A 4994-nucleotide genomic window follows, 5' to 3' on the forward strand; every position below is an offset into this window, starting at 1 on the left:
GGTAAACATTCACGGAGAGTTTGATCCTGGCTCAGGACGAACGCTGGCGGCGTGCTTAACACATGCAAGTCGAACGATGAACCACTTCGGTGGGGATTAGTGGCGAACGGGTGAGTAACACGTGGGCAATCTGCCCTTCACTCTGGGACAAGCCCTGGAAACGGGGTCTAATACCGGATAGCACTCTCGCGGGCATCTGCGAGGGTTGAAAGCTCCGGCGGTGAAGGATGAGCCCGCGGCCTATCAGCTTGTTGGTGAGGTAATGGCTCACCAAGGCGACGACGGGTAGCCGGCCTGAGAGGGCGACCGGCCACACTGGGACTGAGACACGGCCCAGACTCCTACGGGAGGCAGCAGTGGGGAATATTGCACAATGGGCGAAAGCCTGATGCAGCGACGCCGCGTGAGGGATGACGGCCTTCGGGTTGTAAACCTCTTTCAGCAGGGAAGAAGCGAAAGTGACGGTACCTGCAGAAGAAGCGCCGGCTAACTACGTGCCAGCAGCCGCGGTAATACGTAGGGCGCAAGCGTTGTCCGGAATTATTGGGCGTAAAGAGCTCGTAGGCGGCTTGTCACGTCGGGTGTGAAAGCCCGGGGCTTAACCCCGGGTCTGCATTCGATACGGGCTAGCTAGAGTGTGGTAGGGGAGATCGGAATTCCTGGTGTAGCGGTGAAATGCGCAGATATCAGGAGGAACACCGGTGGCGAAGGCGGATCTCTGGGCCATTACTGACGCTGAGGAGCGAAAGCGTGGGGAGCGAACAGGATTAGATACCCTGGTAGTCCACGCCGTAAACGGTGGGAACTAGGTGTTGGCGACATTCCACGTCGTCGGTGCCGCAGCTAACGCATTAAGTTCCCCGCCTGGGGAGTACGGCCGCAAGGCTAAAACTCAAAGGAATTGACGGGGGCCCGCACAAGCAGCGGAGCATGTGGCTTAATTCGACGCAACGCGAAGAACCTTACCAAGGCTTGACATACGCCGGAAAGCATCAGAGATGGTGCCCCCCTTGTGGTCGGTGTACAGGTGGTGCATGGCTGTCGTCAGCTCGTGTCGTGAGATGTTGGGTTAAGTCCCGCAACGAGCGCAACCCTTGTCCTGTGTTGCCAGCATGCCCTTCGGGGTGATGGGGACTCACAGGAGACCGCCGGGGTCAACTCGGAGGAAGGTGGGGACGACGTCAAGTCATCATGCCCCTTATGTCTTGGGCTGCACACGTGCTACAATGGCAGGTACAATGAGCTGCGATACCGTGAGGTGGAGCGAATCTCAAAAAGCCTGTCTCAGTTCGGATTGGGGTCTGCAACTCGACCCCATGAAGTCGGAGTTGCTAGTAATCGCAGATCAGCATTGCTGCGGTGAATACGTTCCCGGGCCTTGTACACACCGCCCGTCACGTCACGAAAGTCGGTAACACCCGAAGCCGGTGGCCCAACCCCTTGTGGGAGGGAGCTGTCGAAGGTGGGACTGGCGATTGGGACGAAGTCGTAACAAGGTAGCCGTACCGGAAGGTGCGGCTGGATCACCTCCTTTCTAAGGAGCATCTAGGCCGCCAAGCGTGCTTGGTGGTCCAGGGCCATTACGTCGGCACACGTTCGACGGTGGTTGCTCATGGGTGGAACGTTGATTATTCGGCACTTTCAGTCATCTCGGGCTGCCAGTACTGCTCTTCGGAGCGTGGAAAGCTGATCACGAGTGGCGAAGGTGCCGGGCACGCTGTTGGGTGTCTGAGGGAATGAACCCCCTCATGATGCCGGCCCCAGTGAACTCGGAGTGAAGCTCCGGGGTGATGGGTGGCTGGTCGTTGTTTGAGAACTGCACAGTGGACGCGAGCATCTGTGGCCAAGTTTTTAAGGGCGCACGGTGGATGCCTTGGCACCAGGAACCGATGAAGGACGTGGGAGGCCACGATAGTCCCCGGGGAGCCGTCAACCAGGCTTTGATCCGGGGGTTTCCGAATGGGGAAACCCGGCAGTCGTCATGGGCTGTCACCCATACCTGAACACATAGGGTATGTGGAGGGAACGCGGGGAAGTGAAACATCTCAGTACCCGCAGGAAGAGAAAACAACCGTGATTCCGGGAGTAGTGGCGAGCGAAACCGGATGAGGCCAAACCGTATGCGTGTGAGACCCGGCAGGGGTTGCGCATACGGGGTTGTGGGATCTCTCTTTCACAGTCTGCCGGCTGTGAGACGAGTCAGAAACCGTTGATGTAGGCGAAGGACATGCGAAAGGTCCGGCGTAGAGGGTAAGACCCCCGTAGTCGAAACATCAGCGGCTCGTTTGAGAGACACCCAAGTAGCACGGGGCCCGAGAAATCCCGTGTGAATCTGGCGGGACCACCCGCTAAGCCTAAATATTCCCTGGTGACCGATAGCGGATAGTACCGTGAGGGAATGGTGAAAAGTACCGCGGGAGCGGAGTGAAATAGTACCTGAAACCGTGTGCCTACAAGCCGTGGGAGCGTCGGAGTGCATGCTTGCATGCACTCTCGTGACTGCGTGCCTTTTGAAGAATGAGCCTGCGAGTTTGCGGTGTGTTGCGAGGTTAACCCGAGTGGGGTAGCCGTAGCGAAAGCGAGTCCTAATAGGGCGTTTCAGTAGCACGCTCAAGACCCGAAGCGGAGTGATCTAGCCATGGGCAGGTTGAAGCGGAGGTAAGACTTCGTGGAGGACCGAACCCACCAGGGTTGAAAACCTGGGGGATGACCTGTGGTTAGGGGTGAAAGGCCAATCAAACTCCGTGATAGCTGGTTCTCCCCGAAATGCATTTAGGTGCAGCGTCGTGTGTTTCTTGCCGGAGGTAGAGCACTGGATAGGCGATGGGCCCTACCGGGTTACTGACCTTAGCCAAACTCCGAATGCCGGTAAGTGAGAGCGCGGCAGTGAGACTGTGGGGGATAAGCTCCATGGTCGAGAGGGAAACAGCCCAGAGCATCGACTAAGGCCCCTAAGCGTACGCTAAGTGGGAAAGGATGTGGAGTCGCAGAGACAACCAGGAGGTTGGCTTAGAAGCAGCCACCCTTGAAAGAGTGCGTAATAGCTCACTGGTCTAGTGATTCCGCGCCGACAATGTAGCGGGGCTCAAGCGTACCGCCGAAGTCGTGTCATTGCAGCAATAGGGCCAACGCCCGCTGTGATGGGTAGGGGAGCGTCGTGTGCCGGGTGAAGCCGCGCCGGAAGGCAGTGGTGGACGGTTCACGAGTGAGAATGCAGGCATGAGTAGCGATACACACGTGGGAAACGTGTGCGCCGATTGACTAAGGGTTCCTGGGTCAAGCTGATCTGCCCAGGGTAAGTCGGGACCTAAGGCGAGGCCGACAGGCGTAGTCGATGGATAACCGGTTGATATTCCGGTACCCGCTGTGAAGCGTCAAACATCGAACCAGGCGATGCTAAGTCCGTGAAGCCGCCCCGGAGCCTTCGGGCAAAGGGGAGTGGTGGAGCCGGCGAACCAGACTTGCAGTAGGTGAGTGATGGGGTGACGCAGGAAGGTAGTCCAGCCCGGGCGGTGGTTGTCCCGGGGTAAGGGTGTAGGCCGTGTGATAGGTAAATCCGTCGCACACAAGGCTGAGACCTGATGCCGAGCCGATTGTGGTGAAGTGGATGATCCTATGCTGTCGAGAAAAGCCTCTAGCGAGTTTCATGGCGGCCCGTACCCTAAACCGACTCAGGTGGTCAGGTAGAGAATACCGAGGCGTTCGGGTGAACTATGGTTAAGGAACTCGGCAAAATGCCCCCGTAACTTCGGGAGAAGGGGGGCCATCACTGGTGAGAGGATTTACTCCTTGAGCTGGGGGTGGCCGCAGAGACCAGCGAGAAGCGACTGTTTACTAAAAACACAGGTCCGTGCGAAGCCGTAAGGCGATGTATACGGACTGACGCCTGCCCGGTGCTGGAACGTTAAGGGGACCGGTTAGTCACATTTCGGTGTGGCGAAGCTGAGAACTTAAGCGCCAGTAAACGGCGGTGGTAACTATAACCATCCTAAGGTAGCGAAATTCCTTGTCGGGTAAGTTCCGACCTGCACGAATGGCGTAACGACTTCTCGACTGTCTCAACCATAGGCCCGGTGAAATTGCACTACGAGTAAAGATGCTCGTTTCGCGCAGCAGGACGGAAAGACCCCGGGACCTTTACTACAGTTTGATATTGGTGTTCGGTTCGGCTTGTGTAGGATAGCTGGGAGACTGTGAACTCTGGACGCCAGTTCAGGGGGAGTCGTCGTTGAAATACCAGTCTGGTCGTGCTGGATGTCTAACCTGGGTCCGTGATCCGGATCAGGGACAGTGTCTGATGGGTAGTTTAACTGGGGCGGTTGCCTCCTAAAGAGTAACGGAGGCGCCCAAAGGTTCCCTCAGCCTGGTTGGCAATCAGGTGTTGAGTGTAAGTGCACAAGGGAGCTTGACTGTGAGACCGACGGGTCGAGCAGGGACGAAAGTCGGGACTAGTGATCCGGCGGTGGCTTGTGGAAGCGCCGTCGCTCAACGGATAAAAGGTACCCCGGGGATAACAGGCTGATCTTCCCCAAGAGTCCATATCGACGGGATGGTTTGGCACCTCGATGTCGGCTCGTCGCATCCTGGGGCTGGAGTCGGTCCCAAGGGTTGGGCTGTTCGCCCATTAAAGCGGTACGCGAGCTGGGTTTAGAACGTCGTGAGACAGTTCGGTCCCTATCCGCTGCGCGCGCAGGAACATTGAGAAGGGCTGTCCCTAGTACGAGAGGACCGGGACGGACGAACCTCTGGTGTGCCAGTTGTCCTGCCAAGGGCATGGCTGGTTGGCTACGTTCGGGAGGGATAACCGCTGAAAGCATCTAAGCGGGAAGCCTGCTTCGAGATGAGTGTTCCCACCTCCTTGAGAGGGTAAGGCTCCCAGTAGACGACTGGGTTGATAGGCCGGATCTGGAAGCCCAGTAATGGGTGGAGGTGACCGGTACTAATAGGCCGAGGGCTTGTCCTCAGTTGCTCGCGTCCACTGTGTTAGTTCTGAG

The 4994-nt window shown here is 57.6% G+C and carries 2 rRNA genes; both read left to right on the forward strand.

Annotated elements, in window-relative coordinates:
* The first annotated feature begins 8 nt into the window (after window positions 1-8).
* Window positions 9-1534, forward strand: a 16S ribosomal RNA gene (locus ABZT06_RS50125).
* Window positions 1535-1841: 307 nt separating this feature from the next.
* Window positions 1842-4963: ribosomal RNA gene (locus ABZT06_RS50130) — 23S ribosomal RNA — on the forward strand.
* Together the 16S and 23S rRNA genes form the textbook arrangement of a ribosomal RNA operon.
* Window positions 4964-4994: the final 31 nt, after the last annotated feature.

Source organism: Streptomyces sp. NPDC005483 (assembly GCF_040606035.1).
Lineage (GTDB): Bacteria > Actinomycetota > Actinomycetes > Streptomycetales > Streptomycetaceae > Streptomyces.